The following is a 26,475-nucleotide window of genomic DNA, read 5'->3' as shown; positions in this document are numbered from 1 at the left end:
ATGACTGATATTAAAAGTACCGATGAGTCCTCAACCGGGCCAGAAAGCGCTGAAGCGCCGCTGCATCGCCGCGGCATTAAAAGCTATGTAATCCGTGCTGGGCGCATGACTCAGGCCCAGAACCGAGGCCTTGAAGATGTATGGCCGCGCTTTGGCCTGACGATTGCCGATGGCCTGCAAGATCTGACCGCACTGTTTGGCCGGGAAGCGCCCCGCGTGGTTGAAATCGGTTTTGGTATGGGCAATTCGCTGATCGAGCAGGCAGAGACCCACCCAGACACCGATTTTATCGGTATCGAAGTGCATTCGCCGGGCGTCGGCAAGCTGCTGGATGAAGTGGACAAGCGTGGCCTCACCAACTTGCGCATCTACAAGGAAGACGCCCTGGCCGTACTGGAGAAGTGCCTGCCAGAAGGCTCATTGACCACCGTGCAGCTGTTCTTCCCCGACCCTTGGCCGAAGAAAAAGCACCACAAACGGCGCATTGTGCAGCCCGCGTTTGTCGAGCTGATTCGCACACGCCTGAAACCCGGCGGTACTTTCCATATGGCGACCGACTGGGAAGCCTATGCCGAGTGGATGGCCGAGGTAATGGAAGCCGCCCCCGGCTATGCCAACACGGCCGATACTGACACGGCGCCCTATGTGCCCCGCCCCGCCTTCCGCCCGCTGACCAAGTTCGAAGCCCGTGGCGAGAAGCTCGGCCATGGCGTGTGGGATCTGATTTATCGGCGTGAGGCGTAAGTTACTGCTTTCGGCCACCTTCGCCTGCCAGGCGTGACATTGGGCAAGTGATGCTTCCCATAAACGTCGGCAGGTGACCCGCCAGTTGCTTCTCTTTGCCCTATATTTCCCTTTACTGCTTTGTGTTTCCCTTTACTGTTTTATATTAAGGGACGTTAATATTTCCATTTTATGCAAGCTGTCGATTTCGGCGTATATCCCTTCGCAGAAGGATTCAGCCACGTTGCTTAACGGCTTGTGTTTAGATTTAAGCAAGGCAATTTCCCATTCGATGGTGGGCTCCATCGCCTTTGACACGACGGCAGTTCCCGGCAGCAGTAATTCTGCAACAGGATCGATGACGGCGACGCCAAGCCCTCGGTCAACCAGTGCACACACTCCCCGCATATGGCGCATTTCAGCCGCCATGTGCCTTTTAATATTTACTGTTTGCATCATGTAATCCACACGGGCACGCAGAGGGCTATCCGCCATCAGCTCGACAAATGCCTGATTCTGCAAGCTAGACAGCGATATAACGTCCTGCTTCGCGAGCGGATGCGTACGGTGCATGATGCAGCGCGCAGAACAACGCGCCAGACTTGTGACCTTTGCACCGTAAGTATCTGCTTCCAGGGTTATTCCCAGCGCCACATCACAAGTATTGTTGTCGATCATTTTAAGCAACTCTTGTAAACCTGCATCAATCAATCGCACGCCTACATTAGGGTGTTTTTGTTTAAAGCGCTTAATAACGTCGAGTAAAAAGGTATCGCAAAAGATTGGCTGAGCAGCGACAACGATACTGCCTAATTGATTATTGGAAATTGCATCTGCATCTTTCTGAGTATCTCGAATACTCGCCATAAGCCTTAAGACAGAGGCGTGGTATAAAAATGCTTCGGATGTTGGCGAAAGCTGATTACGCGTTCGTTTAAATAACGCAAAACCCAATGTTTCCTCAAGCCCGGCAAGCAGGCGGCTCACCATTGATTGACTAATCCCAAGCACCTCTGCGGCCGCCTTGGTGGTGCCGTGCTTCATAAATGCATCAAATGCTTCAATCTCTTTTATTTTCATTATCTTGAACTCACTCTAAAAATCTTCGCTAAATCATTAGCAGATTAAAACGAACTTTATAAACCATAAGCTTGCAATTTCGGCCCGCCACTAGAACATTAATGCATACTAAATAGAATCATTGAAACAAATTTCATACTTGTCTATGTTGAATAAGCTGGATACACAAATGCAGATGACAACGCCGTTTAACAATACATCCAACAACTGTTGCGGAGATAAGAATGAAACTCACCCTAAGCTTAACGGCGGCAACGCTTCTCGCTGCGTCCACCGCCTATGCGCAAAGCTATCCTTCCGAGCCCGTCACGCTCGTCGTTCCTTATGGCCCGGGCGGCGCTTCTGACCTTGCGGGCCGAGCCTTGGCGGAGTCTGCACGCGAATATCTAGGCCAGCCTGTTACGGTCGTCAACCAGGCTGGCGCCGGTGGAATGACCGGCGCTCGCGATGTGACACAGGCAGACGCCGATGGCTACACCCTGCTGTTGGCTCGCGTCGGCATGGCACTGTCACCGGCGGTCAATGAAAACAGCAGCGTTGACTGGGATGAGTACACGTTTATCAGCCCGCTTGAAGCCACTCCCATGATTCTGGCCGTGGCCGATGACTCCCCCTACGAAAACGTTGAGGATCTGCTGGAAGGCATCGAAAACGATCCAGGAGCAATGAGCTACGCTGCCTCTGGCGCTACCGCTATTGATGGCTTTACGGTGCAATCACTACTTGCTGATGCGGGAATGGACCCACTGACGGCGGCAACGTTGATTCCTTACCGGGGTGGCGGCGAGCTGGCAACGGCCCTGCTAGGTGGACACGTTGATTTTCTCGCCATCGCGGCAGCGTCACTGATGCCGCATATCGAGAGTGGCGATATGCGCCCGTTAATGGTGTTCTCACCCGAGCGTATGGAAGCGTTGCCGGAAGTGCCCACCGCTGAAGAGCTGGGCTATGAGCTGGCAGGCCAGGTCATTGGCTGGAGCGCATTGTACGGCCCACCTGACCTACCCGAAGAAGTGATGAATACCTGGAGCCAGGTAATGGATCAGGTTGCCGAAGATGAGACATGGCTCAGCCGTGCCGAAGACCGTGGCTCGATTTCCACCATCGGCAGTGTCGACATGGAGACGTATGCAGAGGAGCAATACGAGTTCTATCGCTCCTTGGCTGAGCAGTTTGGCTATCTGGAATAAATACACTCTAAACATCGCGTAACGACTGCATATATCATTTCATCGCTGGAGGGGTCATGGGTATAGCACGCGGCTTGGTTATTACAGCGCTGTTCGGGATCGTGCTTTTTTTACTGATCCCCGCCTATGTGCCCCGCCCGCGCTTTATTCCAGGGTTTGCACCACCGCCTGATATGTGGCCACGAACGGTTTCCATGCTGGGTATAGCGTTGGGCATGCTGCTTGTCGGGCTATCGTTTTCCCGTAAAACCGAAGCACTCGCTGACCCTGAAGATGCCAGCGCCCTTCGCGGCGGCACCCCCCTTCCCACGCTGCTCACTCGCTTCGGTTGGACGGTACTGGCCTTTGTGCTCTTTATCGGTGCAGTGACGCTATTAGGGTTCTTGTTATCGAGCATCCTGCTGTTAATGGCGATGCTGGTACTGACGGGTTATTGGCGCCACAAAATAGTGGCAACCATCGTAGCCATCGTGCTTCCACTGCTTCTCTACCTGTTTTTCTCCAGCGCACTCAATACGCGTTTCCCGGTTGGCAGCCTTTTCAGGGCTCTCGGAATTTAACTGTCGCGTACAGGACTGACCACTATGCTCAACGATCTGCTGGTTGCCTTTCAGGCGGTGGCCACCTTTGAGAATTTCCTGATCATGGCCGCCGGTATTTGGGGTGGAGTGATTATTGGTGCGATTCCCGGCATGACCGGCACCATGGCCGTTACGTTGGCGCTGCCCTTCACCTTTTACATGCAGCCTATCCCGAGTATTTTGCTGCTTGTCGCGCTTTATAAAGGCTCGACCTATGGCGGCTCGGTATCGGCAATATTGATCAAGACCCCAGGTACCGCTTCAGCCGCCTGCACCACCCTTGACGGTTACCCTCTGGCCCAACAGGGCAAGGCGGGCAAAGCCCTTAACATGGCACTCTACTCCTCATGTACCGGGGATTTTATTTCTAACCTTTCACTGATTTTTATCGCCGCGCCACTGGCACTTCTCGCGCTGCGTATCGGTCCCCCCGAATATTTCATGCTGATGATTTTTGCGCTCACTACCGTAGCGGGTGTGTCCGGGCGCTCGCTACTACTTGGGCTGGTTTCTGCATGCTTGGGGCTACTGTTGGCCACCGTAGGGGAAGATATGTACGGCTCGTTCCGCTTTGACCTGACGGTGGATATGCAGAGCGGCCTGGCCGTGGCACCCGTGCTGATTGGCCTGTTTGCAATTCCTGAGCTGCTTAAGATTATTGTGTTTCGTCACAACCAAAGCCATAAGCCCATGCAGTTGGGCGATAACCGGGTAACACGCGATGAGCTGCGCCGTTCCTTAAAGGCAATGCTCAAAGGCAGCATGATTGGGGTCGTGATGGGGGCCATCCCCGGTATTGGCCCTTCGGCGGCAGCTTTCTCCTCCTACGGCGAAGCACAGCGCAGTTCAAAGAACCGCGAAAACTTTGGTAAAGGCGAGCTGGAAGGCATCGCGGCATCTGAGTCTGCCAATAATGGCTGCTGTGGCTCCACCATGATTCCGTTGTTAGCCCTAGGCGTACCGGGTGACGTGATTACAGGCGTAATGCTGGGTGCCTTTATGATTCACGGCATGACCCCAGGCCCCATGCTGTTTGAGAACAATCTTCATGAAGTTTACATGCTATTTATTGGCATGCTGTTCTCATCCGTTCTGCTGTTTGGGGCCGGCAAGGCAACGATGCGCTTTTTCTCGCATATCTCACGTATTCCGCCTGGCTTGATGGCGCCGATTGTTCTCGCCCTGTGCGTATTCGGTATTTTTTCGATCTCCAACAGCATGTATGACGTCATCGTACTGCTGGCGATGGGCGTATTCGGCTTTTTCATGTTCCTGTTCGCTATTCCCGCCGCGCCCTTTTTAATCGCCTTCATTCTTGGCCCAATGCTGGAAGAAAATTTGCGTCGCGCCCTTGCTCTATCCCGCGGTGATCCCAGCATTCTGGTGTCATCACCAATCACCTGGTTATTCGCGTCTTTGGCGATATTTGTGGTGGTAGTAACGATTCGTCAGCAACTTAAAAAAGCCCAGGTTTGAGCCAACGATTCCCCTATTGCCGAGGATTAACAGCATGCAAGCTAGTGCCACTCCGAACGCTCACCCGCAGTTGGAAGCTTCAATATCACACCTTGCCGACCTGATCGCTTTCGACACGACGAGTGCGTACTCCAATCTCGAACTTATTGACTACATGGAGGAATTCTTTACCAATTTAGGCGCGGATGTGACGGTGTTACCGGATAAAAGCGGCGAGAAGGCCAATCTGGTCGCTCGTTTGGGCCCAGCCGACCTACCTGGCATTGTCCTCTCTGGCCATACGGACGTGGTTCCTGCCAACCCAAAGAGTTGGCAAAGCGACCCTTTCAAAATGGAGCAGCGCGGCAGCCGCTTGTTTGGTCGTGGCACCTGCGACATGAAAGGTTTTGCAGCGTGCGTCATGGCGGCAGCACCGGCGTTTGCCAACGCTGAACTACAGCGCCCCTTCTATTTCTGCTTCTCTCACGATGAAGAAGTGGGCTGCCTGGGGGCGCCCGCCATCGCACGCTATTTATCAGAACTGAAAGTACCACCGGCGTTGGCTATTATCGGCGAACCCAGCGAAATGAAGCTGATCAACGGCCAGAAAGGCAAGATCGCAATGCGGGTGACGGTGCTAGGAGAAGGCGGCCACTCATCGTTTTCTCCCCAGCACGTCAATGCGGTCGAGTATGCCTCACGTATCATCACCATGATCGCCGAACGATCACGACGATATGAGCAGGATGGCCCCTTCGATCACGACTTTACCGTTCCCCATGCCACCACCCTTACCACCATCATCGAAGGCGGTGTGGCAACCAACGTTACCCCTGATACGTGCAGCTTTATCTTTGAACTTCGCAGCATTGACCAGAATGCAGCTGCCGCAGACATCAAGGCGTTGATTCACGATATAGAAGCTACCTTACTACCAGAAATGCAACGCTTATCAGTAGACTCAGCTATTGAGTGGCAAGAACTATTTGCCTATCCCGCCATGGGAGATGCTACTGCCAACGAAATGTTCAAACAACTTGAGCCAATTCTTCCCGAGCGTGGAGGAAAAGTGTCTTATGGCTCTGAAGGTGGTGTATTCGAAGTTGATGGCGGTATACCTTCCGTAATACTTGGGCCTGGCTCCATCCGGCAAGCCCATAAGCCCGACGAATTTATAGAAATAGAGCAACTCAACCAATGTCTCGCTTTCTTCGATAAATTAAACGCTTGGATGAAATACTGAGGACTGAACAAGTAGTAGTGGTTATACATCCAAAACAGCCCTGAATCCGTTTAATTGATGGGCAAAGACTGCTGTAACAGGGATTGGTTTGACTTGGCGCAAATGGCGGCATTACTTTAATTCACCATCCTGCACTTATTACAAAAAATAATTTACGTAATGCACAAAAAAAGAAAGCCACTCCAAAGGAGTGGCAAAAGACCGTGACTAGCAATGAGAGGGAGAAACCATGACAACAAACTGGCGGCTCGCTGTCGTGGTCTGTAGCGACTCATTAAACGCTACAAGCACAATATAATCATTATCATTTAAACCGTCAATACAAATGCGAATACTTTTTATTTATTTTTACATCTTACCCTGCAAGCTGTAACCAGAGCGGAAGCGTGAGCATGGCGAGTAGCGTTTGACCGGTGATAATGGCCGCCATTAGCTCAGCGTCACCGCCTAACTGGCGGGCCAGAATATAGGCCGAGGTTGCCGTGGGAAGTGCCGCAAATAGCAGCGCCACGTCCCGGCTAACGGTATCCAGGCCTAGCGCCCACGCCAGCACCAATACCAGCGCAGGCATTAGTAACAATTTGACGCTGTTGGTCGCTAGCAGGCCACGGTCAATGCGTAACAACGCGGCCGGGCGTAGCGCCACCCCAACGGCAACCAGCCCTAGTGGTAGCGCGGCACGCCCTAGCAGTCCGACGGTGTCCTGGCTCCATCCTGGCAGGCCAATGCCGCTCAGGTTTAATCCTATGCCTGCCAGGCAGGCGAGGATCAGCGGGTTTTTCACCAGCGCCATGACGCTTTTACCCATGCTCGCACTGCCTAATGTGCCGGCAGCCACAAAACTTGCCACACACATGATGTTCACCACGGGCACCATCAGCGCTACGGCAACAGCCGCAGTGGTTGCACCTAACTCGCCATGCAATGCCGCGGCCCCCGCTACGCCCACATAGGTGTTAAAGCGCACCGCGCCTTGAAACACCGAGGTAAACGCTGCAGGTGTTAGCTGTAGCCAATGGCGAAACCACCAGATCAGCAGTCCAAAAAACGCAATGGCGCCTAATAGCACCAGGGCCAAGCGCCCTACCGGCACCTGGCTGACATCGGCGGTGGCCAGCGTTCCCACCAGCATGGCAGGGAAAAGCACAAAGTAAATTAGCCGCTCCATTTGCGGCCAAAAATCTGCACCGGGCCAGCGCCAGTAGCCTAAGCCCGCTCCTAATAAAATAAGTAGGAACAGGGGCCCTAGCGCAGCGGTAATACTCTCCATGAGCTTTCCTTAGTGGCTGCGACATCACAGCACAACGACATCGACACGTTTACTGTTACCATGAAACGACACTCCGCCTCACGGCCTGCGTAGCGGTATTCTGCCATGAAGATACTACCTAAAACTGCTGGTTTTTCAGGTTTACAGGGACTCAAGGTGCTGATTTTAGTCACCGGTTTAGCACTGGCGATGTCTACATGGTACGTATTTTTTCATCAATACCACGATAAAAGTCACGTTACCTGGTTCCCTTCCGCCGCCAGTTGCGATGTCCATGCTCACCCTTGTTCCGTCGCACTGGGCAGTGGACGCCAGTTGACCTTTCATATTGATGTTAACGGTCCTATAGAAGCGCTCGCCTCTTTACCGTTGAAAGTCGATATTCAAGGCATTCCCGCTCATCAGGTCAACGTGGATTTGGTCGACCGCTATCGAGACTCGAGAATTGAGCGCTTTGTGCTGGATGCCATCACGCCAGGCCGTTTTCGTGGCTACGGCCAGGTGGATAAAGAGGTGCAAACTGCTACGCCCTGGCGGGCACGCGTGATTCTTGAAACACCGGAGGGAGATATGGGGAGCTGGTTTGACTTTGAAGTGGTAAAGAAGAGCTAGCCAGGCAGAACTAGTCAGACATAACCGGCGCGGCTTCCAAACGGTCAAGCATACTCATGAGCGCGCTCGCTTGGACGCCTTCACGGGTATCGTGCAGCGGATTTTTCTGCCAAAGGCTTTCTGCATATCCCCACCAATCCCAGCACCCTTGCGGGTTCGACAAGCTGCTGTCAACTTGTGGGTAAAGCACTATCTGCTGGTGGCTGGCGGCCCAATGATTCAAACCGCTATGGCTAACAAAGGTATCACCAATAGCGTTAGTGCTCATTTGGCAGCCGTGCAGCGCAATAGTGACCGGGCATGCTCCCTCTTCACATGCCGCAGGGATAAATACATACCCCGTGTCCGCTAGCCCTTTAACCGCAAACTCCGACTGATCGAAAGCGACTAGCTCTCCCGTTGCGGAAGTAGTTGTGGAAGTAGCTGCGGACACAGTTGCGTCACGTTCGGGGTATAACCAGGCAAGCATTTCCTGGGCCACATCCTCATCACAGGCCAGCACATGGCTACCACCGCCCTGGCGGCAGTTGCCTAATTCCTGCGGGCCAACGGCTTCCTCCTCGCGTAGCTGGACTGGCCAGCCATGCCCCGCTGCCTGATTACGCACCAGCTGCAGCTGCTCAGGCGATGTCAGCCAGCCCAACCACTGCTTGACCAATAGCTCAGCCAGCTCGGGCTGTACGACATCGTCTGCATCGCCATACCAGATAAAGGCGCGTAGCTGGGCCAAGTCTTCATGATGACCAACCCGATCACGCCTTCCATAACCCGCCCAACGTGCTTCCAGCTCATCCAGGTCAGGTTGGCCTGCACGCGTTTGCATGCATTGATTAAGCGCCAGGTTCAGCGAGCCCTGCGAACAGCCCCAGGGCCCTGCCGCCAGCACGCCTACACCGCTAAAGCGCTCAGGCCAAGCAACCGCTAGCTGGGTTGCCATATAACCGCCTGATGAAACGCCGACGACGCTTGCCTGCTCTGATATGGCATTCAGCGCGGGCAAGCGCTCAGGCGTTTCAGCCATTGCACTGGCTGCCAGCGGGCCGCTTAGCAGCAGCAACGCACTTAGCGTGTGAGCAACCCGCAGGGCCATAGGCATGGGTTATTCAACGCCTAACAGTTCAACCCGGAAAGTGAGCATTTCATTGGGGCCAATCGGGCCTTGACCGTTTTCGCCGTAGGCCAGGTCAGCAGGGATATACAGCATCCAGCTATCGCCAACGCTCATCATCTGCAGGCCTTCCTGCCAGCCTTCAATGACTTGATTGACCTGGAAGCTAACCGACTCGCCGCGCTCAAACGAGCTGTCGAATATCGTGCCATCCAGCAGCATGCCTTCGTAATTCACCTCAACAGTGTCCTCAGCCCCGGGCGTTGCGCCATCGCCCGACTCAAGCACTTCGTACTGCAGGCCAGAATCCGTCACCTCTACGCCCTCACGCTCGGCGTTTTCTGCCAGGAACTCTTCGCCTTCCTCGAGGTTTGCCTGGGCGATCTCAGCGGTTTCCTGTTCACGCGCCTCCAACGAGCGCTCCTGGAAGGCCATGATAGCCTCAACCATTTGCTCTTCGTCGAGCGCCAACTCGTTGTCCTCGAACACATCGCGCATGCCGTCGTTAAACGCATCCAGGTCAAGGTCGCCGATATCCGCTTTCATGCTTTCACCCAGCGTAACCCCAAGGCTGTAGGCAAGGCGCTGATCGTCAGTTTCAGGGGCCGCAGCAACAAACGGTGCAACTAAAAGCAGACCTGTCAGAGCCGTTGAGGAGAGCAATGTTTTCATAAAAAAGTAACCTTATTCGACGGCGCAATACGCCAGATGTTAAGTGTTTCAAAGACTAACACCCGCTTCAGGGTGTATCCACCTGAAACGGGACACTGTTGTTACGACTGTTGTTACGACTGTAGCTACGACTGGTACGACCTCGCTTTTACCAAGAGGTTTAACCTTGTGAAACACGCTTACGTCAGCCGCAGTGTCTACAACGAAGCTTACACCACCAAGGTGGGGCAATGCGCCGCACCGGCCACCCGTTGAGATACACTCCCCAGCAGCATGCTCTTTTCGCCGTTAGTGCCTTGAGCACCAATCACGATCAAATCGCACTCTCGTTTCCAGGCGAAGCGTGCAATGGTGCGTGAAGGCCGACCACCTTTAACAAAAGCACGTACGCTAGTGCTGTCCGCGCCTTGCTCAATGGCATGGGTTTTCGCGTGTATAGCGATCTCGGTGGCGTACTCTTTTAACGCATCGTCAGGAATATCCAACTGGTTGGGGCGCACCATGGAAAGTGACGCCTCAAGCAGGCTGTGGTGCTTGAATACACACAAGAAATAGAGCTCAGCGCCCGTTAGTAGATGTAGTCCTACTGCTTTATCGAGCGCCTTAATAGCGCCTTTCGAGCCATCCACTGGGACTAAAATGCGGTTAAACATGCAGTTCTCCTTGATGGAAGGCTAGCGGAACGCCAAGTCGCGCAGAAACAGCGCAATCTGCGGGAACATGATGAGAAGCGCGGCCGCTAGGATGAGCATAAAGATAAACGGCGGCGTGCCTTTAATAACTTCCCAGTAAGGCCGCTTAAAGATCGCAATCGCGGTAAAGATGTCGCAGCCAAACGGTGGTGTGGCCGAGCCAATCGCCACCTGCAGGGTAATCAAGATGCCGACCAGTACCGGGTCGAGTCCTGTTGCGGCAATGGCAGGGGCAAAGATAGGCGTAAGCACGAGGATAACCACGATAGGGTCAACGAACATGCAGGCGATAAAGAAGGAGATACAAATCGCGATCAAGACGCCGGTCGGCCCTGCATCATTCACGCCTACGGCTTCCAGAATAGTTTGGGGAATTTGAGCAAAGGAAATAATCCAGGAGAAGCTATTACCCACTGCCACCAGGATAAACACCACAGCGGTAATCAAGCCGGTAGATTTGGCAATCGTGTAGATATCGACCATCTTGAGGGACCGAAACACCACAAATTCCAGCAGCACCGCATAAAGCACACACGCAGCGGCAGCCTCCGTAGGACTAAAAATACCGCCATAAATACCGCCGATAATAATGACCGGGAAACCCAGCGGCCAAAGCGCTTTTTTCACGGCAGTGCCACGCTCTCTCCAGTTGGCTTTCGCCTCAGTCGGTACATCCTTAACAATTGCGTAGGTAATACAGTAGGCCGAAAACATAAGCAGAATCAGAAGGCCGGGGCCAATACCGGCGATAAACAGCTCCCCAATGGATGTCCCAGATACAACGCCGTAGATAATCATGCCGATACTCGGCGGAATCAAAAACGCGATATCGCTGGCATTAATAATCAGCGCCAGGGTAAAGGAGTCGGAGTAGCCGGCTTTAAGCATTTTGGGCCGCAGCGGCGAACCCACCGCTACCACGGTTGCCTGGGTTGAGCCTGAAACGGCACCAAACAGAGTGCAGGACGCCGCCGTACTCACCGCAAGCCCGCCTTTAATATGGCCAATAAACGACATCACCATCGCGATCAAACGATTAGCCGACTGGCCGCGGGTCATAATATCAGCCGCTAAAATAAACATGGGTACTGCGATCAGCGAGGCTGGTCGTATACCTGCCATCATTTGCTGAATCAGCGTATCCATCTGGCCGAAGCCGTTAAACATCATGTAAAAACCGATGATCGCCGCTGCAATGAGCGGCACCATCATGGGAAAGCCCAGCAGTAGCAGGGCAATCATGGTGACTATCATTATTGTCGTCATAGCTCTTTCCTCAGGATGCGATGCCCTGCATCAAACTTCAGTTTCGGTATCTTTGTAACCATCGACCACACCCGTTGAGAGATACACATCCCGACTCGTGAGGTTTTTAATGGCGGTTAGCAGGTACTGAATACCAGTGATGAAAAAGCCCATCGGCACCCATAGGTAAATGATCCAGACCGGCAAACTTAACGAAGGCAGCACGCGTCCTTTGCTATACAGGTCGAGGATATAAACGATCGAGTAGTAAAATAGAAAGAACATAACTAAAGAGGTGATGAGCGAAATACAGATCATCAATGCTTTACGCCCACCCACCGGTAAGGCGTCATAAATTGCCGACATACGTATATGACGCCCGTGGCGCGCCGCATAGCCAATACCGGCAAAGGTAATCATGATGATCAAAATACGGTTTAACTCACCGGAGAACATGATGCTATTGCCAAATACAAAGCGGGCAATCACATTGGTGACCGTATTCAGCGCCATTAGCAAAACCCCTAGCGCCAGTATTACTGACTCGATTTTGCTAATTGCAGTGTCGATCACTCCCAGCACGCCGGGTAAACCAGAATGATAGCTCTTCTCGGATTCTTCATCGGTCATGGCCGGGCTCCTTTTTAACGGCATGTTTAACGGCATGACGATGGCTAGCAACGGCCAATAACATGCTAGTCATCAAGGTTATTCCACGCTCAACGTTGAAGGGAGAGAGAACAGTACCGGCAAACGTTTAGCGTAGGGGCTGCTTAAGCTTTTCGCCTTTTGTATGGGGTTACTATCCACCAACGTTTCTCCCCTTTAATAGTATCGATAAACAATAGAAAAGGGGCAGCCGTGGCTGCCCCTGATATGAGTCACCCTTTCTGCCTTAAACGGCAACTCAACATTACGGGTTTGTGGCTTCCAGGTCGGCTTTGAACTGCTCCAGCAGCTCGGCGCCACCGTCACCCGTCATTTCGAGGAAGGCTTCTTCCACTTGTGGCGCCCGTTCACGGAACGCCTGGATCTGCTCTTCGTTCAGACGCGTAACGGTCACATCGCTAGAAGCCGCCTGGATTTTCTCCAGCGCTTCGTCGGCCAGGCCTTGGATGTGCTCCATGGTTTGGTCATAAGCAGCTTCAGAGGCATCTTGAACCAGCTGCTGGTCTTCTCCAGAAAGATCTGAATAGAAGTCCTGATTCGCCATCATGGCGGTTGTGAACCAGCCATGGCCGGTAAACGTCAGGTGCGGAGAGACTTCATACAGACCGCCCGATTCGATCCAGAAGATCGGGTTTTCCTGACCGTCCAAAATCCCGGTTTGCAGACCACCGTACACTTCACCCCACGGCAGCGGCGTGGGTGTTGCGCCAAACGCGTTGTAGGTTTCTGACAACAGCGGGTTGGTCATGGTACGGATTTTCTTGTTCTGCAGATCCTCGGGCGAGCTGACCGGCTCATCGGTGGTAATCACCATTTCGCCTTCTGGGTACATCTTAAGAAGCTCAAGACCCTGCTCAGCGTAAAGCTCGGGGAACATCTCGTTAATCGCTTCGCTTTCGTCGAAGAACGTTAGAACCGTATCTTGATCGGTAGGCAGAAGGTAAGGAATAAAGAAAATTTGCGCTTCTGGAATCAGCGCGCCGGTAAAGCCCGGTGACTGGTTAACAAACTGGAGAATGCCGTTTTGAGTCTGCTCCATGATGTCGTCAGACTCGCCCAGTTCGCCAAAGCGATAAACCTGAACGGTGTGGTCGGAATTATCTTCGATATACTCTTTGAATGCGTAGGCGAACACATCCTGTACATCACCTTCGTACTCTTCGTGAGCGTAGCGCCAGTTGTCTGCCTGGGCAGCCGCGGTCATGCCCAGCAACAGTGCGCCAACGCTAGCCGTCGTTACTAACTTGCTTGCCTTCATGCGATGTTCCCCTTGCAGTGGTAAGCGCGCCGTACGAGTGCGCAAAAATTCTGCCTTTGTTTTTTTACATTCGCTTTTTAACATTCGCTGACACGCAAAAACGTTATCCATTGCTGTGGGTCAGCGGACGCATAACGAAAGATTATTCAAAAGCAGCTTATTTTCAGGCTAGCGCGGTGACTCGAAGTGGTCAAGCCGGGCTGCCAGGATTTGCCAAGCGTTAACCACGCTTTCGCGCGCGCTTGGCTCACCTTGGCAACCCTTGTCAAGTTCGGCAAAAAACAGCTTATCTTGCAGCCATTTCTCGCTATCGTTCGAAAACAACGTGCAGTTTGTTAATCGCTGGTCGCTGTCAGAATTTTCGATCGCCCACCTTTGCCAACGTTGAAGGTTTTCACGTTCGGCCTGCAGTTCAGCCTGCTGAATCGTTTTACGCAGAGCGGAAACAGAGGCGCTGTGCAGTGCCTGGGGCTTTAATCTGCGGCGCAAATGACGCAACACCTCAGTGGTCTCACGCTGCCATATCTGACGCTGCTCACGCTGTGGCGCCAGCGCTTCTGGGCGTGCTTCAAGCCCATGCACGAACAGCCAGCCGTGAAATAACAGTTCGCACACATCGACGCCTAATGTGTCCTGTAGCGTCAGGCAGGCGTCTTCAACGCCGGGGGCTTTGTAAAACGAGAGGGCAAAATCCCATAATGGCATCTGCTCCAGGCGGCGCAATCGGTTAGAATCAAGCATTGGTTTACCCACTTTTCTTTGGGAGAGAGCATGATCGCACTGCGCCAAGTCGCCCTGCAACGCGGCACGCAAACGCTACTCGAGAACGCCGACTTGACCCTGCACGACGGTATCAAGGCGGGTATTATCGGGGCAAACGGCGCTGGTAAATCGAGCCTTTTCAAGCTCCTGTTGGGTGAATTAGGCCCCGACCAGGGCGATGTTGAAATGAGCGGTGGGCAACGCATCGCGCATATGGCTCAGGAAGTTGAAGCGCTTGACCGGCCAATTATCGAATATGTGCTGGATGGCGATAAGGCCCTGCGCCAAGCTGAAGCCGAACTGCTCGCCGCCCAGGAGGCGGGCGAAGCGCACCGCGAAGCCGAGCTTCACGGGCTGATCGAAACCCTGGATGGCTACCGTGCGGAGTCTCGCGCCGCCCAGTTACTGGTTGGGCTTGGCTTTTTCCAGCCAGATCTTTCCCGTCCGCTTTCCGACTTTTCAGGCGGCTGGCGAATGCGCGTTAACCTGGCGCGTACGCTGTTTATGCCCTCTGACTTATTACTGCTGGATGAGCCCACCAACCACCTGGACCTCGACGCGCTGCTGTGGCTGGAGCAGTGGCTAAGCCGCTACCCGGGCACCCTGCTGCTGATTTCCCACGACCGCGATTTTCTGGATGCAGTATGTGACCACATAGTGCACATGCACCACCAGACGCTTGAGCTTTATCGGGGCAACTACTCCCTCTTTGAGCGAACGCGAGCCGAGAAGTTAGCCCTGCAGCAGGCCGAAGCGGCGAAACAGCAAGCCCGCCGGGAAGAGATTGAGCGCTTTATTGCCCGCTTCAAAGCTCAGGCAACCAAAGCGAAGCAGGCGCAAAGCCGGGTAAAAATGCTGGAGCGTATGGAAGATATTGCCATCGCCCACGTCGACTCTCCGTTTCACTTCACGCTACCGGCCGCCGATAAAACCTCGCACCCGCTGCTGGTACTTGATCAGGCCCAGCTGGGCTACCGGAGTAAAGAGCGTGACACCGTTCAGCTCGACAAGGTCAATATTACGCTGCTGCCGGGCAGCCGTATTGGCCTGCTGGGGCCTAACGGGGCGGGTAAATCAACGCTGATCAAATCCTTGACCGGCGAGCTTGAACTGCTAAACGGCAAGCGCATTCCCGGCGAGCATCTGGCGATTGGCTACTTTGCTCAGCACCAGCTGGAAGGGCTAGATGTCACCTCTACCCCTTTTGTGCATGTCCAGCGCCTTTCACCTAGAGTCAGCGACCAGGAGATTCGCAACTTTCTGGGCGGCTTTGGTTTTAAAGGCGATGACGCCTTTGGCAAAGTGGCCACTTTCTCAGGCGGTGAAAAAGCGCGCTTGGCACTGGCGCTGGTCGCTTGGCAAAAGCCCAATTTATTGCTGCTGGATGAGCCGACCAACCACCTGGACCTGGAAATGCGCGAAGCGCTTACCGAGGCGCTGGCCGGTTTTGAAGGCACGGTGATTCTGGTATCCCACGACCGCCACTTACTGCGTGCCACGGTCGACGAGTTTTGGTGTGTAGCGGATAATCGAGTTGAGCCGTTTGATGGCGACCTTGAGGATTATCGCACCTGGTTGAAGGCGCGCCTTGAGGAGAGCCGCCGCGATTCGCGCAGTGAAAAGGCCGAGCGTCAGAACCAGCAGTCCAGTGGTGATAGCCGCGAGGCGCGCAAGGCAGCCCGTAAGGCCGCTGCCGAGCTGCGTGAAAAATTGCGCCCGCTGAAAAAAGAGCGCGACCAGGCTGAAAAAGCCATGGAAAAAGCCCAGGCCGAGCTGGAAGACGTAGAGTCTGTGCTGGCCGACCCCGAGCTTTATACCAACAGCAGCCGTAAGGCCGAGCTTACCGATGCGCTGGCCCAGCAAGCCACCATCAAGGCCCGCCTGGACAGTTCCGAGCAGCAGTGGCTAGCAGCTGAAGAGTCGCTGGAAGTCATGGAGGCCGAACTGTTGGCCAGTGAAACCGCTTAGTACCAGGATGTTTGTACTCTGCGGGGCCAAACCGCTAGCTTTCCAGCATGAACGTCACCGGGCCATCGTTAACCAGTGCCACCTGCATATCGGCACCGAACTGGCCGGTGGCGACCTTCGGCCAAGCCGACTGGGCCTGGCTGACCAACGCATTAAACAGCCTTTCACCTTCGGCCGGGGGCGCGGCGCTGGAAAAGCCCGGGCGCAGGCCCTTATGGGTTTCAGCGGCCAGGGTAAACTGCGATACCAGCAGCAAGCCACCGTCTACCTGCTGAAGATTGAGATTCATTTTGCCCTCGGCGTCGCTAAAGACACGGTAGTGCAAAAGTCGGTGAAGTATTTTCTCAACGGCGGCGTCAGTGTCGCCCTTCTCAACACCCACCAGTGCCAATAATCCTTGTTCAATAGCACCCACCGTTTGCCCCTCGACACTGACGCTTGCCTGGCTCACACGCTGTATCAGTACTTTCACTTGCGCTTCTCCTGACGATATCAGCGCCTAGTGTACCTATTCACGTCACCAGGCGCGGCATAACATCAGGTCGCAGTGGGGTTCGCTGAGCAGCGCTTGCGTTAGCTGGCTGGAGTGGAAGGGCTGGCTACGGCTACTCATCACCGCCAAGTCAGGCGAATGGTACCTGATATAGTCCTGGGTCACCTCGCACGGCGTGCCGGGTTCAAGTACCAGCTCAATATCGGGGGCATCGTCGAGCTCGTGCACCAGGTCATTAATCTGGTGTTTTAACGCCTCCCGCAGGCGCGCCACTTCCTGCTCACGCCACTGAGCGAAATAGACCTCAGAACCCAGTGCTTCTTCACCGGGCAGTGTCCAGGCATGCAGCAGCGTTAGTTTTGCATCGGGAAAGTGGCTTAGCGTCTGTTTTAGCATTTGGCGAGCGCTCAAACAGGCATCAACGGGTATCACAATATGCTGCCAGGGCTGGGTGGGCGTGTACTGGGTAATCACCACAGGACATGGCGCATTGCGTACGACGCGCATTAGCGTGGTGCCCGCCAACAGCGCTTTCTGGCCACGTTTGCGATGCATCCCCAGCACAATCAGCCTAGCCTGCTGTTCATGGGCCTTGCGTGCAATTTCGACATGGGGTTCGCCGGTAACGGTTTGTACTACGGCCTTGGGGGCTTCCAGCGCGTAGTCTTCACGAATATCGGTCAAGGTGGCGCCAATATCTTCATTGATCGCATGCTCTACTGCTTGCAGTAGCCGATGCGGCAGATGGGGGTCCAGCACATGCAGAACATCCAGATGGGCGTTGTGCGTATAAGCAAGGCGCAATGCGCGCGCAAAGCCAGCGCGATTTTCAGCAGAGAGGTCAGTGGCAAACACAAACGTGCGGGTCATGGCATAACGCTCCTCAGACAAACATCCAGGCAGTCGTTTCACAGACACCCTTCAGCATGGTGGGCGAAGCCATATCCCGCAAGCTAACGATTCATTTTAGCGTGTAGCGCGTTACCACCAGGCATGAAAATGGTGCACCGGCCCGCGCCCTTTGCCAACGCTTAGTTGAACGCTGGCCTCAAGAGCAGCATGCAGCCACCGTTTAGCATCGCTAATAGCCGCAGCGGGGGCTTGGGCAGGCGCATCCATGGGCAGCTTTGCCAAGCAGGCCGCAATAGCGGATGACAGGGCGCAGCCAGTGCCGTGTAAATTCTCTGTTTGGATACGCGATGCCGGTAGCCACTCGTGACCATCCGGCGTTGCCAGCAAGTCAGGACATGTCTCACCACGAAGATGCCCACCCTTTAACACGACATAAGGCGCGCCCAGCTGGGCTAAGCCTGGCAGCATGGCTTCCATGGCGTCCAGGCTCGTAGGTGAGGCGGTATCCAGCAGCACGGCGGCTTCTGGCAGGTTAGGTGTGATCACATCGGCCAGCGGTACCAGAATGTCGCGTACCGCCCGAATCCCCACATCGTCTACCAAAATATCGCCACTTTTGGCGACCATCACCGGATCAAGCACGATCCAGCGTGGGCGGCGCTTGCGCAGTACATCAGCAATCACGTCAGCGACATCCTGGCTTGCGACCATGCCAATCTTGACGGCATCCAGCTCCACATCGTCCAACAGGGTTTCCAACTGCTCACGGATCGCCTGGGGGGATACCGGATAGACCGAGGAAACGCCGCAAGTATTTTGCGCAATCACCGCCGTAATCACATTGGTGCCATAGACGCCCAGCGCCGAGAACGTCTTTAAATCACCCTGCAGCCCTGCGCCACCGGAGGGATCAGAGCCTGCAATCGTCAGTACATTTACGTTTCGTGTCATGGGGTTTCCTAAATAACCGACGGTAGCCACGTGGCAAGCTCGGGGAACAGCGCCAGCGCCAATAGCATTCCCAGTTGCAAAAGAATAAACGGAATGACGCCTCGGTAGATGGCGGAGGTCGGCACACTTTGTGGCGTTACGCCCCGCAGGTAAAAGAGCGCAAACCCAAACGGCGGCGTTAAAAACGAGGTTTGCAGGTTAACGGCGATCATAATACCTAGCCAAATGGGGTCAACGCCCATGGCCAGCAGAACCGGGCCGACAATCGGCACCACAACAAAGGTAATTTCGATAAAGTCGAGGATAAACCCAAGCAGGAAGATCACCAGCATGACCACGATCGTGGCGCCTACAACGCCCCCCGGCATCGCTTCAAACAGGTGGGTCACCAGTTCTTCACCGCCGAAGGCACGGAAAACCAGCGAAAACAGCGCCGCCCCAATCAGGATTAAAAACACCATGCTGGTGACTTTAGCGGTGGAGTACACCACCTCGCGCAGCATGGGAACACTCAGTTGGCGATTAAAAGCGGCCAGCAGCAAGGCACCAAACGCGCCCACGGCGGATGCCTCGGTGGGCGTCGCAATGCCGCCCAAAATAGACCCCAGCACGGCAACGATCAGCAGTACCGGGGGTAAAAGCCCTTTTATGAGTAGCGGCCAGATACTGCCGGTATGCCCAAGCTCTTGCATCAACGCCTGACGATCAGCGGCAGGAGCGGCGCCCGGCTTAAGCCACGCCACCATCAGTAAGTAGATAATATATGCGACCACCAGTATCAGGCCGGGCACCAGTGCGCCAACAAACAGATCCCCTACGGAAAGCGTTTTCGGGCTCCAGGCGCCCATGGCAAGCTGGGCCTGTTGGTAGGCATTGTTGAGCACGTCGCCCAGTAACACCAGCGCAATGGACGGTGGAATAATCTGACCAAGCGTTCCGGTCGCACAAATAGTGCCGGTCGCAAGCGCTGGCGAGTAGCCACGCTTTAGCATCGTAGGTAGCGAGAGCAGGCCCATGGTGACCACAGTAGCCCCTACAATACCGGTAGACGCGGCCAGCAGCATACCGACCAAGACCACGGCAATGCCCAGCCCCCCACGTAGAGCGCCAAACGCCATGGTCATCGCGTCTAACAGTGTTTCAGCGACCTTGGACTTCTCAAGCAGCACACCCATCAGCACAAATAAAGGCACCGCCAGCAGGGTGCTATTGGTCATGATGCCGTAAATTCGGTTGGGCATGGAGTTCATCCAGCGCGCTTCAAACGGCACCGCAACGCCCATCGACTGAAGCAACCATCCCAACCCGGCAAATGCCAGCGCAGTGCCCGCCAGCGACAGCGCCACCGGATACCCCAGCATTAAAACAACGCAAACCGTGGCGAATAGTATCAGCGGCATACCTTCCAATAGAGTCGCCAGCACTAGATGATCTCCTCATGCTCAGAAATAGGCGCAGGCAGTTTGCCGCGAATGATCAATATTTTGCGGATTAACTGGGCTACCGCCTGGAGAAGCATCAGCGCCACCATCGCCAGGATCATTGACTTGAGTAGAAAGACGGCAGGAATACCGCCATTGGCGGAGCGTTCCATGATCGACCAGCTGCTGTAAACGTAGTGAAAGCTCGTGATCGCAATAAATAGCATCACCGGGATCAGTAAAAACAGCGTACCGAGAAGATCGATCCAGGCACGGCCGCGGTCGGACATGCGCCGATAAAAGATATCCACCCGCACATGGCCCTCGTGACGCAGCGTCCAGCCAGCGCACAGCATAAATACGGCGGCATGCATATACATTACCGACTCTTCCATCACAATACTGTTCATACCGAAGGCGTAACGCATGACAACGATGGCGAACTGAACCAGCATCATGATCACAACCAGCCAGGCAATGGCCCGGCCAACTCTCTCCGTCACGCAGTCGAGCCAGCGGAGCAACCGCGGCTCATGAGCATTGGCGTGCATGTTAAATGTCCTACACAAAGAAACGGCCTGGAATCATCGCTGATTCCAGGCCGAACGTCATCCCTAAACAGGCAATTATCTACCGGTTAAAGCGGCTTAAAACGCACATATTCGCCCGTTTGACGGCCTTAAGCGTTAGTTGGCGTTTTCAATCGCCAATAGACAGGCGTTAGGTAACGGTAGATCAACGGCAATAGGCAGGTGATCAGAGAACAGATGATCCATTACCCGCACCTCAGCGGCCTCCAGCGTTTGCGAGAGCAGAATATGGTCCAGCGCACGTCGTGGCTGCCACGAGGGATAGCTCAATAGCGGTTTAACCGGATGAAGCGGCAGCGAGGCACTAAACCGCTGATGGGCGTGCAACTGATCCGGCGTGCAGTTGAGATCGCCCATCACCACCACGTGATGTAGCGGCTCAATAATTTCACTCAAGTAGTCAAGCTGACGCCCACGCCCACGCTGGCTAAGCGCCAAGTGAGCAATAAAAATATGTAACGCATCCGGCCCGTTACCAAAACGTACGTGAATGGCCCCGCGACCAGGTAACGTACCGGGCAAACGGTGCTCTTCAATCTTCGTAGGTGTCAGACGCGAAAGCAGGCCGTTACTGTGCTGGGCGATACGCCCCAGATTACGGTTTAACTGTTTAAAGTGATGCGGAAACCCGGCCTGAGCGGCCAGGTACTCCACCTGATTGATACGACTGGAGCGAAAACTGCCGCCATCGGCCTCCTGAAGCCCCACCACATCAAACTGGCTCAACACATCGCCCATAATATCCAGACGTTTAACGCGCTGAGGGTTCGGCAAGAAGTGCTGCCAACTGCGGGTAAAGTAGTGATGATAAGCAGACGTTTGGATGCCCACCTGCAAATTAAACGTCAGCAAGCGAAGGTGCCCCGTTTCTAGCAGAGACGATAACTTGCCCGGCTGATTCACTGTTGTCAGATTGACCATCTGCTTATCACCCCATGCCCTTACACCTTACTGCGCGCGCTCAGTACGCACGCGCTCGATGAGTGCTTCTGCCACTTGCGGCATATTCTCAAGGCTGCCTGCGGTGCTGGGGGTAATAACGTAACGGCCATCAACCACCAGCGCGGGCACACCCATCAAGCGCATTTCACGAATACGACCGTGGGCGTTGTTAACTTCGCTGCGTACGCCAAACGAAGTTAAGGATTTTTTGGCATCTTCTTCACTGACACCATAATCGGCAAAAAAGTCGGCAATATCGTCCGCATCCGTTAACGCGCGGTCATCCTGGTGAATCGCCGTAAAGAAATCAGCATGCAAATCGTCTTCAATGCCTAGCGACTCGGCAGCATAAAAAGCCGTCGCGTGAACATTGGAGTTTCCGCCCATGACAGCGGGCATATGCACAATACTTACGTCATCATCTAGTGTTTCGTACCATTCAGTGATGGGTGCTTGAAGGCGGTTGCAGTGAGGGCAGCCGAACCAGAACACTTCGGTCACTTCGATGTGATCCTCATCGACCTGAGTCGCGACCGGTGAATCAAGCAGCGTATAGTCTTTACCTTCTACCAATTCCTGAGCGCTGACAGATGCTGAAAGGCCTAAACCGGTCAGGGCAACCAATAACGTTTTGAACATGCGACAATTCTCCAAGGGATAAGCGAAGATAGGACTATCTCTAACGCTATCAGGTTCCCTCACCGATAGGAAAGAGCATTCATTTTCAGGATACCACTTAGTGTAAACCAAAGAGGTAGTTAGCCACGGCCTGCATATCCTCCTCGCTTAGCCGAGTCGCAATATCGTGCATGCTACCGCTTGGGTCGTTCGTTCGTTCACCGCTAGCAAACGCGTGTAACGCCGTCATCGTATAGGCGGGGTACTGACCAGCAATCGCCGGGTAAACGGCGCTGCCAACACCGCCACCCGTGGGCGTATGGCATGCGCTGCAGGCAGGCACACCACGCGAGCGCACCCCTGCACGATAAATCTCTTCTCCGCGTGCCAATAGCGCCTCGTCTTCCGCATTGGCATGGCCCAGATTAGCCTCCTGGGCTGCATAATAGGCGGCAACGTTCCACGCATCCTGGTCAGAAAAGTCGTCAACCATGCCTGTCATTTGCACAACCACCCGCTCGCCATCACGAATATCTCTAATCTGTTTGGCCAGGTAAGAGGCTTGCTGCCCCGCTAAATGCGGAAATGCACTGGCCGGACTGATGCCCGTTTGCCCATGACAAGCCGCACACGTTTGCGCGCGCTGTTGACCGGCGGTGATATCCGTTGCTTGCGGGTCAGCAGGCTGCGCAGAAACGATAACGGGGGCACTTAAAGCAGCCGCCAAGCTTGCCAGCGCTGCTTTCACACAGATGTTCGTAAAGATTTTCGTAAAGACGTTCATAACGACGCTCATGATGACTCTAAGGACGGTTCTAATAACGACTCACTATGCGATTCAAGGGCTACGCTATTCATAACGGTGGGCGCTATCTGGCATGTCAAATAGGGTGCTCAACCTACCGATTAGTCGCTGTTGGCTTAAGCCCAGTGGTACACTAACGCCCCAGGTCACAGGTATCACCGCTTTTTAGCACAATGCTTGACCTGACTGACGGGGTAATTCGTCGCAGTGCGGCGTGCCATGTCATTATACGCGTGGTTAACGCAGACTGTTTTATAGGTTCGATTTTCAGGATTCATTCCATGTCCACCCCTCAAGATAGCCCCGTCGCTCGGTTGAACTACCCTACCGCCAAATTTGTTATCAGCGCCCCAACACTGGCTACCTGCCCTGACGATACGGGTGCGGAAGTGGCGTTTGCAGGACGCTCTAACGCGGGCAAATCGAGCGCTATCAACGCGCTCACGCAACAGAACGGCCTCGCCCGCACTTCGCGCACGCCAGGGCGCACGCAGCTGATCAACTTTTTCAGCGTCATGAACGACGAGGCGCGGCGTCTGGTTGACCTTCCAGGCTACGGTTATGCGAAAGTGCCAGAAGCCGTCAAAATCGAGTGGCAGCAGCATTTGTCTGACTACCTGCGGGGCCGGTTTAGCCTGCGCGGGCTGGTGCTGCTGATGGACGTTCGCCACCCGCTGAGCGAGTTTGACCAGATGATGCTGAGCTTCGCCGACCAGCGCAATATGCCGGTACATATCCTGCTAACCAAGGCCGACAAGCTGAAAAAAGGCCCGGCAAGTGCCTCGCTGCAAAAAGTCCGTTCTCGCTTAAAAGAGTGGGAAGACCTGGTGTCAGTTCAGCTTTTCTCATCGCTCAAGCGCCAGGGCGTCGATACACTTTCGCAAAAGCTTGACCAGTGGTTGCATACGCCACCGGAAGACACCTCAGGCCACTGAACCGTCCAGCTTATCCAATATACCCGGCAGCTCTTTAATATGTGCGATGCGGTGTACCCTGGGCGGCAGCGCCTGGCTCTGGTCGCTTGAGACCCACACCGCGTGCATGCCCAGTTGCTGAGCCGGTAAAATATCCTCTTCCCACGAGTCGCCGACGTGCATCGCGCACTCGGGCGTGACATTAAGCCTTGAAAGCGCCGTTAGAAAGGGCGTGTGTTCCGGCTTGGGCGCCAGAAGCTCGCCTGCAGCAATCGCCACCGGAAAATACGCCGCCAACGGCTGACGCTTTAAATGAATATTGCCGTTGGTAATGGCCGCCAGCTGGTAGCGCTCGCCTAACGCGGAAAGCAGGCCCGCCGCTTCCGGATGCGGAGAAACCTGGATACGCAGGCGATGAAACTCGTTCATGGCCGCTGCCGCCCACAAAATGGCCGCACTCCGGGGCAGGCCCTCGGCTTCCAACTGCGCCTCCAGAGCGCGCAGGCGTAGCCAGGTAAAGTCGCCGCGCCGCTCGGGCACATCTTTAGCGAACTGCTGGCGGCGCTGTAAATAGTCCTCCACGCCCGCCTCATAATCCAGCGACAGCGGCGCCTCTTGACGCGTTGCGCGCCAGATACTCAGCGCCTCAAGTAACCAGCCGTAATGCCCCTCCTCCGTGCGTAGCATCACGCCCTGGTTATCCCAAAGCGTATCGTCTAAATCAAACGTGATAGCTGCTAGTGCGGTCATGGTGTGTTTCCAGAAGGGCGGCGCTTGGCGCGTGGGTGGGCGGCGTCATAGCTGGTCGCCAAATGCTGCCAGTCGAGCCGAGTATATACTTGGGTGGTGGAGAGGTTTGCGTGGCCTAACAGCTCCTGAACCGCACGCAGATCCTGGCTTGATTCAAGCAAATGGCTGGCAAACGAGTGACGCAAGCGGTGAGGATGCAAGTGCTCGGGCAAGCCCCGGCTAACAGAGAGTTGGGCAAGACGTTTTTGAATGGCTCGATGCCCCAGCCGCGCCCCACGCTGGCCCACAAAAAGCGCCGTTTCACCCTCAGGTGCCATAGTTGCCCGGCAGGCAATCCACTCCGCCAGGGTGTGCTGGGCGCGCTGCCCGACAGGCACCTGGCGTGGTTTACTGCCTTTGCCTATCACACGTACGCGGCTGGTCTGCAGATCGTGAAGGTCCAGCGCGGCAAGTTCTGCCAGGCGCAAACCACTGGAGTAAAAAAGCTCCAACATGGCCTGGTCGCGTACGGCCAGGGGCGAACCATCATGCGGGCTATCCAGAAAATGGGCCAATGCATCCACATCGACCGGGCGCGGCAGGTGGCTGGGTTGCTTAGGCGTGCGCAGTAGCGCGACCGGGTTATCGGCAAGAATCCCCTGCTTGACCAGGTCATCGGCAAAGCGCGAAAGTGCCGCTCGGCGCCGTGCAAGGCTGCGTGCGCCAAGCCCGCGGCTGCGCTCTGTGCCTAGAAAAGTGCGCAGCAGCGCCGTATCCAGCAGCGCTGGGTCCTGTATTTCGCGCTGCTCGGCAAACCGGCACAGGGCGCTTAAATCCTGCTGATAGGCGGCGACGGTTGCCGGGCTTGCATGTTGGCCTAGCGCGCCGATATAGCGTGCCACCGCTGCGGCAAGAAGCGACTCAGCCATACGTTTCCAAGCGAATTAAAAGCCGTGCCACGATATCCCCAAGATACTCGGTAAACAGCGTATCCATGCTGGCGCGATAGCAGTCAGGGTTGGGGCTTGCCAGTAGCAGGTATCCCAGCGACTCGCCCGCCGAGAGGCGCGAGATAGCGCAGGAGCCCGCTTTACGTGGCGCTTTAGTATGCGGCAATAGGCACTTCCAATCGCTAACGCTTAACTTGGCACAGCGGCTGGTTTTACCGTCCAGTAACGCGGCCAAACGTGTACTGGCGTGCTGGTCCAGCACATGGCGCGGAGGCTGGGGCATGGTGGGTTCGCTATCGCTTAACGACGCCGGGCACCAAAGTGCCATCGCGGGCGTATCAAATCGCTCGTTAAGCTGAGTCGCCAGAGCTTGCGCTAAGGCGTCACGGCTATCCGCTTCGACCAGCGCCATCAGGGTTTCCCGTAGGCGCCGATACTGAGCTTCGTTGTGCCGAGCGGTTTCCAGTAAATGCTCCAGGCGATCTTCGGCCTTTTCCGCCCGCTGACGCAAGTCCAGCACCAGCCTCTCAAGCAGCGATACCGCACCATCAATATGCGGGTGCGGTACTTTAAGCTGCTGCAACAACCCTTCACGGCCTACAAAAAAATCGGGATGCCGGGCAAGCCAAAATGCTACCTGGTCTGGATCGAGCGTCTTGCGCGGTTCAGGGGCTTGAGACAT

28 protein-coding genes are annotated in these 26,475 nt (G+C 55.0%); 8 read left to right on the top strand and 20 right to left on the bottom strand.

Translation table 11 applies throughout. From position 1 onward, the window contains the following. Entirely contained in the window at positions 1–744 is a 744-nt protein-coding gene (gene trmB, locus CZ787_RS14640; RefSeq protein WP_087110511.1) for a tRNA (guanosine(46)-N7)-methyltransferase TrmB, read from the top strand. A gap of 132 nt (positions 745–876) precedes the next feature. Here trmB and CZ787_RS14635 read toward each other — a convergent pair whose 3' ends face one another. Next, the gene (locus CZ787_RS14635) at positions 877–1,803 is read right to left on the bottom strand and encodes a LysR family transcriptional regulator (RefSeq protein ID WP_087110509.1); all 927 of its coding nucleotides are present in this window, start codon (positions 1,801–1,803) and stop codon (positions 877–879) included. A 224-nt stretch (positions 1,804–2,027) separates the two neighbouring features. Between CZ787_RS14635 and CZ787_RS14630 the strand changes: the two genes are divergently transcribed. Genes CZ787_RS14630 through argE form a run of 4 tightly spaced genes read left to right on the top strand, consistent with a single transcriptional unit; the run spans position 2,028 to position 6,272 of the window. Continuing rightward, on the top strand, positions 2,028–2,993 hold the full coding sequence (locus CZ787_RS14630) for a Bug family tripartite tricarboxylate transporter substrate binding protein (RefSeq protein WP_087110507.1): 966 nt from the start codon (positions 2,028–2,030) through the stop codon (positions 2,991–2,993). A gap of 56 nt (positions 2,994–3,049) precedes the next feature. Then, entirely contained in the window at positions 3,050–3,553 is a 504-nt protein-coding gene (locus CZ787_RS14625) for a tripartite tricarboxylate transporter TctB family protein (protein WP_087110505.1), read from the top strand. A 24-nt stretch (positions 3,554–3,577) separates the two neighbouring features. Continuing rightward, a complete protein-coding gene (locus CZ787_RS14620; protein WP_087110503.1) occupies positions 3,578–5,050 on the top strand; it encodes a tripartite tricarboxylate transporter permease in 1,473 nt (490 codons plus the stop codon). Between the two features lie 34 nt (positions 5,051–5,084). After that, on the top strand, positions 5,085–6,272 hold the full coding sequence (gene argE / locus CZ787_RS14615; RefSeq protein ID WP_087110501.1) for an acetylornithine deacetylase: 1,188 nt from the start codon (positions 5,085–5,087) through the stop codon (positions 6,270–6,272). A 355-nt stretch (positions 6,273–6,627) separates the two neighbouring features. On the opposite strand, the gene CZ787_RS14610 is transcribed toward argE, so the two are convergent. After that, complete coding sequence (locus CZ787_RS14610) at positions 6,628–7,542, bottom strand: AEC family transporter (RefSeq protein ID WP_087110498.1); 915 nt, start codon at positions 7,540–7,542, stop codon at positions 6,628–6,630. A 105-nt stretch (positions 7,543–7,647) separates the two neighbouring features. Between CZ787_RS14610 and CZ787_RS14605 the strand changes: the two genes are divergently transcribed. After that, positions 7,648–8,154: a hypothetical protein gene (locus tag CZ787_RS14605; RefSeq protein WP_140398997.1), complete on the top strand. Its 507-nt coding sequence runs from the start codon at positions 7,648–7,650 to the stop codon at positions 8,152–8,154. A gap of 10 nt (positions 8,155–8,164) precedes the next feature. Here CZ787_RS14605 and CZ787_RS14600 read toward each other — a convergent pair whose 3' ends face one another. From CZ787_RS14600 to CZ787_RS14570, 7 genes are all read right to left on the bottom strand, one after another. Then, positions 8,165–9,250, bottom strand: coding sequence for a PHB depolymerase family esterase (locus CZ787_RS14600; protein ID WP_087110496.1), 1,086 nt, complete (start codon positions 9,248–9,250; stop codon positions 8,165–8,167). A gap of 3 nt (positions 9,251–9,253) precedes the next feature. Then, positions 9,254–9,934 carry an FKBP-type peptidyl-prolyl cis-trans isomerase gene (locus CZ787_RS14595; protein ID WP_087110494.1) on the bottom strand — a complete coding sequence of 227 codons (681 nt, stop codon included), beginning with the start codon at positions 9,932–9,934 and terminating at the stop codon, positions 9,254–9,256. A 209-nt stretch (positions 9,935–10,143) separates the two neighbouring features. Continuing rightward, positions 10,144–10,587, bottom strand: coding sequence for a universal stress protein (locus CZ787_RS14590; RefSeq protein WP_087110492.1), 444 nt, complete (start codon positions 10,585–10,587; stop codon positions 10,144–10,146). 21 nt (positions 10,588–10,608) lie between these two features. Beyond that, a complete protein-coding gene (locus tag CZ787_RS14585; protein ID WP_087110490.1) occupies positions 10,609–11,892 on the bottom strand; it encodes a TRAP transporter large permease in 1,284 nt (427 codons plus the stop codon). Positions 11,893–11,922: 30 nt separating this feature from the next. Next, positions 11,923–12,501, bottom strand: a complete 579-nt coding sequence (locus CZ787_RS14580; protein ID WP_087110487.1) for a TRAP transporter small permease — start codon at positions 12,499–12,501, stop codon at positions 11,923–11,925. A 283-nt stretch (positions 12,502–12,784) separates the two neighbouring features. Further along, on the bottom strand, positions 12,785–13,798 hold the full coding sequence (dctP, locus tag CZ787_RS14575) for a TRAP transporter substrate-binding protein DctP (protein WP_087111257.1): 1,014 nt from the start codon (positions 13,796–13,798) through the stop codon (positions 12,785–12,787). Positions 13,799–13,966: 168 nt separating this feature from the next. Then, on the bottom strand, positions 13,967–14,539 hold the full coding sequence (locus CZ787_RS14570; RefSeq protein WP_087110485.1) for a TIGR02444 family protein: 573 nt from the start codon (positions 14,537–14,539) through the stop codon (positions 13,967–13,969). A 30-nt stretch (positions 14,540–14,569) separates the two neighbouring features. Here CZ787_RS14570 and CZ787_RS14565 point away from each other — a divergent pair, with 30 nt between their 5' ends. Next, on the top strand, positions 14,570–16,528 hold the full coding sequence (locus CZ787_RS14565; protein ID WP_087110483.1) for an ATP-binding cassette domain-containing protein: 1,959 nt from the start codon (positions 14,570–14,572) through the stop codon (positions 16,526–16,528). A 34-nt stretch (positions 16,529–16,562) separates the two neighbouring features. Here CZ787_RS14565 and dtd read toward each other — a convergent pair whose 3' ends face one another. The 8 genes from dtd to CZ787_RS14525 form a co-directional block, all read right to left on the bottom strand. Further along, the gene (dtd, locus tag CZ787_RS14560; RefSeq protein WP_087110481.1) at positions 16,563–17,000 is read right to left on the bottom strand and encodes a D-aminoacyl-tRNA deacylase; all 438 of its coding nucleotides are present in this window, start codon (positions 16,998–17,000) and stop codon (positions 16,563–16,565) included. A 45-nt stretch (positions 17,001–17,045) separates the two neighbouring features. Continuing rightward, positions 17,046–17,891 (bottom strand): universal stress protein, encoded by an 846-nt coding sequence (locus CZ787_RS14555; RefSeq protein ID WP_087110478.1) that lies wholly within the window; start codon positions 17,889–17,891, stop codon positions 17,046–17,048. A 111-nt stretch (positions 17,892–18,002) separates the two neighbouring features. Beyond that, the gene (gene thiD, locus CZ787_RS14550) at positions 18,003–18,824 is read right to left on the bottom strand and encodes a bifunctional hydroxymethylpyrimidine kinase/phosphomethylpyrimidine kinase (protein WP_087110476.1); all 822 of its coding nucleotides are present in this window, start codon (positions 18,822–18,824) and stop codon (positions 18,003–18,005) included. 8 nt (positions 18,825–18,832) lie between these two features. Continuing rightward, positions 18,833–20,248 carry a TRAP transporter large permease gene (locus CZ787_RS14545; protein WP_087110474.1) on the bottom strand — a complete coding sequence of 472 codons (1,416 nt, stop codon included), beginning with the start codon at positions 20,246–20,248 and terminating at the stop codon, positions 18,833–18,835. Beyond that, the gene (locus CZ787_RS14540) at positions 20,248–20,796 is read right to left on the bottom strand and encodes a TRAP transporter small permease subunit (protein ID WP_087110472.1); all 549 of its coding nucleotides are present in this window, start codon (positions 20,794–20,796) and stop codon (positions 20,248–20,250) included. Before CZ787_RS14540 ends, CZ787_RS14545 begins: the two co-directional genes overlap by 1 nt. 135 nt (positions 20,797–20,931) lie before the next feature. Continuing rightward, positions 20,932–21,756 (bottom strand): endonuclease/exonuclease/phosphatase family protein, encoded by an 825-nt coding sequence (locus tag CZ787_RS14535; protein WP_087110470.1) that lies wholly within the window; start codon positions 21,754–21,756, stop codon positions 20,932–20,934. A gap of 27 nt (positions 21,757–21,783) precedes the next feature. Continuing rightward, complete coding sequence (locus tag CZ787_RS14530; RefSeq protein WP_087110468.1) at positions 21,784–22,416, bottom strand: thiol:disulfide interchange protein DsbA/DsbL; 633 nt, start codon at positions 22,414–22,416, stop codon at positions 21,784–21,786. 97 nt (positions 22,417–22,513) lie between these two features. Then, a complete protein-coding gene (locus CZ787_RS14525; protein WP_407647901.1) occupies positions 22,514–23,143 on the bottom strand; it encodes a c-type cytochrome in 630 nt (209 codons plus the stop codon). A gap of 338 nt (positions 23,144–23,481) precedes the next feature. On the opposite strand from CZ787_RS14525, the gene yihA reads away from it, so the two are divergent. After that, positions 23,482–24,135 carry a ribosome biogenesis GTP-binding protein YihA/YsxC gene (yihA, locus tag CZ787_RS14520; protein ID WP_087110463.1) on the top strand — a complete coding sequence of 218 codons (654 nt, stop codon included), beginning with the start codon at positions 23,482–23,484 and terminating at the stop codon, positions 24,133–24,135. On the opposite strand, the gene CZ787_RS14515 is transcribed toward yihA, so the two are convergent. Genes CZ787_RS14515 through CZ787_RS14505 form a run of 3 tightly spaced genes read right to left on the bottom strand, consistent with a single transcriptional unit; the run spans position 24,124 to position 26,475 of the window. Continuing rightward, entirely contained in the window at positions 24,124–24,864 is a 741-nt protein-coding gene (locus tag CZ787_RS14515) for an HAD family hydrolase (protein ID WP_087110461.1), read from the bottom strand. The genes yihA and CZ787_RS14515 overlap by 12 nt on opposite strands. Beyond that, positions 24,861–25,772, bottom strand: a complete 912-nt coding sequence (locus tag CZ787_RS14510; RefSeq protein ID WP_087110458.1) for a tyrosine recombinase XerC — start codon at positions 25,770–25,772, stop codon at positions 24,861–24,863. Before CZ787_RS14510 ends, CZ787_RS14515 begins: the two co-directional genes overlap by 4 nt. Continuing rightward, entirely contained in the window at positions 25,765–26,475 is a 711-nt protein-coding gene (locus tag CZ787_RS14505; protein WP_087110456.1) for a DUF484 family protein, read from the bottom strand. The genes CZ787_RS14510 and CZ787_RS14505 overlap by 8 nt, the downstream gene beginning before the upstream one ends.

It is taken from the genome of Halomonas citrativorans, from assembly GCF_900163645.1.
Lineage (GTDB): Bacteria > Pseudomonadota > Gammaproteobacteria > Pseudomonadales > Halomonadaceae > Vreelandella > Vreelandella citrativorans.
This window is presented reverse-complemented; position numbering and strand designations above follow the sequence as displayed.

What these genes read in the sequence shown, in the direction of transcription:
- trmB (WP_087110511.1), top strand. Translation starts at nt 1, where the DNA reads ATGACTGATATTAAAAGTACCGATGAGTCCTCAACCGGGCCAGAAAGC.
- CZ787_RS14635 (WP_087110509.1), bottom strand. Translation starts at nt 1,803, where the DNA reads ATGAAAATAAAAGAGATTGAAGCATTTGATGCATTTATGAAGCACGGC.
- CZ787_RS14630 (WP_087110507.1), top strand. Translation starts at nt 2,028, where the DNA reads ATGAAACTCACCCTAAGCTTAACGGCGGCAACGCTTCTCGCTGCGTCC.
- CZ787_RS14625 (WP_087110505.1), top strand. Translation starts at nt 3,050, where the DNA reads ATGGGTATAGCACGCGGCTTGGTTATTACAGCGCTGTTCGGGATCGTG.
- CZ787_RS14620 (WP_087110503.1), top strand. Translation starts at nt 3,578, where the DNA reads ATGCTCAACGATCTGCTGGTTGCCTTTCAGGCGGTGGCCACCTTTGAG.
- argE (WP_087110501.1), top strand. Translation starts at nt 5,085, where the DNA reads ATGCAAGCTAGTGCCACTCCGAACGCTCACCCGCAGTTGGAAGCTTCA.
- CZ787_RS14610 (WP_087110498.1), bottom strand. Translation starts at nt 7,542, where the DNA reads ATGGAGAGTATTACCGCTGCGCTAGGGCCCCTGTTCCTACTTATTTTA.
- CZ787_RS14605 (WP_140398997.1), top strand. Translation starts at nt 7,648, where the DNA reads ATGAAGATACTACCTAAAACTGCTGGTTTTTCAGGTTTACAGGGACTC.
- CZ787_RS14600 (WP_087110496.1), bottom strand. Translation starts at nt 9,250, where the DNA reads ATGCCTATGGCCCTGCGGGTTGCTCACACGCTAAGTGCGTTGCTGCTG.
- CZ787_RS14595 (WP_087110494.1), bottom strand. Translation starts at nt 9,934, where the DNA reads ATGAAAACATTGCTCTCCTCAACGGCTCTGACAGGTCTGCTTTTAGTT.
- CZ787_RS14590 (WP_087110492.1), bottom strand. Translation starts at nt 10,587, where the DNA reads ATGTTTAACCGCATTTTAGTCCCAGTGGATGGCTCGAAAGGCGCTATT.
- CZ787_RS14585 (WP_087110490.1), bottom strand. Translation starts at nt 11,892, where the DNA reads ATGACGACAATAATGATAGTCACCATGATTGCCCTGCTACTGCTGGGC.
- CZ787_RS14580 (WP_087110487.1), bottom strand. Translation starts at nt 12,501, where the DNA reads ATGACCGATGAAGAATCCGAGAAGAGCTATCATTCTGGTTTACCCGGC.
- dctP (WP_087111257.1), bottom strand. Translation starts at nt 13,798, where the DNA reads ATGAAGGCAAGCAAGTTAGTAACGACGGCTAGCGTTGGCGCACTGTTG.
- CZ787_RS14570 (WP_087110485.1), bottom strand. Translation starts at nt 14,539, where the DNA reads ATGCTTGATTCTAACCGATTGCGCCGCCTGGAGCAGATGCCATTATGG.
- CZ787_RS14565 (WP_087110483.1), top strand. Translation starts at nt 14,570, where the DNA reads ATGATCGCACTGCGCCAAGTCGCCCTGCAACGCGGCACGCAAACGCTA.
- CZ787_RS14555 (WP_087110478.1), bottom strand. Translation starts at nt 17,891, where the DNA reads ATGACCCGCACGTTTGTGTTTGCCACTGACCTCTCTGCTGAAAATCGC.
- thiD (WP_087110476.1), bottom strand. Translation starts at nt 18,824, where the DNA reads ATGACACGAAACGTAAATGTACTGACGATTGCAGGCTCTGATCCCTCC.
- CZ787_RS14540 (WP_087110472.1), bottom strand. Translation starts at nt 20,796, where the DNA reads ATGCACGCCAATGCTCATGAGCCGCGGTTGCTCCGCTGGCTCGACTGC.
- CZ787_RS14535 (WP_087110470.1), bottom strand. Translation starts at nt 21,756, where the DNA reads ATGGTCAATCTGACAACAGTGAATCAGCCGGGCAAGTTATCGTCTCTG.
- CZ787_RS14530 (WP_087110468.1), bottom strand. Translation starts at nt 22,416, where the DNA reads ATGTTCAAAACGTTATTGGTTGCCCTGACCGGTTTAGGCCTTTCAGCA.
- yihA (WP_087110463.1), top strand. Translation starts at nt 23,482, where the DNA reads ATGTCCACCCCTCAAGATAGCCCCGTCGCTCGGTTGAACTACCCTACC.
- CZ787_RS14515 (WP_087110461.1), bottom strand. Translation starts at nt 24,864, where the DNA reads ATGACCGCACTAGCAGCTATCACGTTTGATTTAGACGATACGCTTTGG.
- CZ787_RS14510 (WP_087110458.1), bottom strand. Translation starts at nt 25,772, where the DNA reads ATGGCTGAGTCGCTTCTTGCCGCAGCGGTGGCACGCTATATCGGCGCG.
- CZ787_RS14505 (WP_087110456.1), bottom strand. Translation starts at nt 26,475, where the DNA reads ATGTCTCAAGCCCCTGAACCGCGCAAGACGCTCGATCCAGACCAGGTA.